General features: G+C 44.2%; 1 protein-coding gene and 1 pseudogene. Both read left to right on the top strand.

Going from position 1 to position 2,190, the window contains the following annotated elements; genetic code table 11:
- Positions 1–384: pseudogene (locus tag ACTXGO_RS12765) on the top strand (hypothetical protein); the annotation flags it as partial.
- A 57-nt stretch (positions 385–441) separates the two neighbouring features.
- Positions 442–2,052, top strand: coding sequence for a DUF2254 domain-containing protein (locus tag ACTXGO_RS12760; protein ID WP_443574795.1), 1,611 nt, complete (start codon positions 442–444; stop codon positions 2,050–2,052).
- Positions 2,053–2,190 lie beyond the last annotated feature (138 nt).

Here is a 2,190-nt window from a genome sequence, read left to right as displayed (position 1 = left end):
AGCTTGCTTATCAACCGCTTTGAGACGACAGAACGCTGCGCCAAAGAGGAGCTGGATTTACCTTTAAATGCTATATTTGCCCATAGCGAACCGCGCCGCAAATCAATGACTCCTCCAAATAGGCCTGGTGAAAATCGTCGCAACTCAAAAAGTGAGCATGCAGGTTTTGAACCCGCCGCTTTTGACAAAGACAGTAGCGTAGTTTTGGACAACGAGCACAATGAAGTTGTGATTCCAAAAGATAGCGCTATAGACCAAAACTCAGCAAAAAAGAGTAGGATAAGCAATACTGCCAGCTTTATCAAAAGCAGTCGCACAAGAGGCGATAAAATAAGAGTAGAGGATAAAAGTATTATCACTGAAGCGGACAATCCGCAGCGCTAAATAAGTTAAGTTTATTACTAACACAAAGCTATTTTATATATTTTGGAGCCTACGCTAGTGCGCGATGAGAAAAAAACGTTACTTGAAACAACCAAAGAATCCAGTATTAATGGCTTTCATAAATTTGCTCAGTTGTGGTCGCTACAAACGCTTGCTGATTTGCCTGATCGCATCAGAAACTTATGGCAGCAGTTAATTGGCTCATACTGGTTTATTCCAACGACTTGTGTACTAGCTGGCATACTATTAGCGCCCTTGTTTCTTACTATTGATGAGTATTTTGATCGTGAGGCAGTCAAAGAGATAGCCTTTGCTTTTACTGGTGATGCGGATGCCGCGCGTTCTATCATGACCGCTATCGCAGGCGCCGTGTTAGGCGTCGCTGGTACCACGTTCTCGATTACTATTGCTGTATTATCGATGGCGTCGTCGCAATTTGGGCCGCGACTTTTGCGTAATTTTTTGACAGATACGCCCAATCAGTTTGTACTTGGTGCCTTTATCGGCACTTTTAGTTACAGCCTATTAGTGCTCAAATCTATTCATAAATTTGATGTCGGTCTTGGTGTGCCGCAATTGTCAGTCACCTTTGCTATCGTCATGGCTATCATTTGTGCGCTGCTATTAGTATATTTTGTACAACATATGGTGCATGCCATTCAAGCCTCTCACGTCATTCAAGATGCTAGCAGTGATGCGCTCGAAAACATCAATTACTGGTATAGCGATCATTGTGATATACAGCATCATCAAGATATCTTACAAGAAGATATAAAGCGGTTTCATACTTGGCCTGCCACCCCTATTTACGCGCCCGTTTCAGGATATTTGCAGCAAATTTACTTTGACTCTTTGATTACCTTGACTCAAGATTACGGCGGCGTTGTACAACTGCATGCCAATCTTGGCGACTTTGTCACTGACAAAAACGTCATCGGCTACTTTTATCAGTGTCCACCAGGGCACCCTAGTGATCAGCAAAAGACTAAAACCTCTAATTTAGCGATTTTGCCGCGCCATCCTGATGGGATGTTTTGGCAACGCTTCGCCGCTTGTGTTCGCATTGAGCCGCGCGCGGTACATTCAAACGATATTGCTTATAGTTTGGGACAAGTGACTGAGATTGCTGTGCGTGCCCTCTCGCCTGGTATCAATGATCCCAAGACGGCAGTGAACTGTGTTCAGTCGTTGACAATATGTTTGAGCGTGATGATGCGTCGCCAGCCGCCAAGCCCGTATCATTTTTATGTGCCGCCTCACGACAACGATGAGTCAAAAATTACGGTTAATGAGCCGCGGGTAGCTACGCTGGCTGTCATCACCCAAACCCCTAGAATCGCTGACTTTATCGATACCTCTTTGGGTGAGATACGCCGTTATGCGGTCGCTGACTTAATGGTATTAAAAGCTTTGTGTCAGGCGATGACGGATCTTAACTATGCTCGGGTCAATAGTGCCCAGCAGCAGACGCTCTTGCATGAGATTACCTTGATTGAGCGCGCAGGTATTGAGAACTTGAGCTATAGCGAGCTGGTAAACGATTTAGCCGCTATGTGCCAGCAGGCCAAGCAATTCGTCCATAATGAGGACGCACAGCATCAGCACTTTAGATACCTTAGCAAATTTGCAACGCATATCAATAAAGCTTTAGAGGTTCAATCTAGCTAAGCTGCTAACATTTTGGTTTGCAGTTATTATTTTTTATTACTTTGAGATTCTTTATGGCATCCACATCTACTCTGACCCTTCTAGAAGTCAGCGCCATTTTTTTGTCGATTACCGCTGTACTCTCTTATATCAATCATA

The organism is Psychrobacter sp. T6-1 (genome assembly GCF_052258445.1).
Note: the sequence above shows the minus strand (reverse complement) of the source record. Positions and strands in the feature narration are given on the sequence as shown.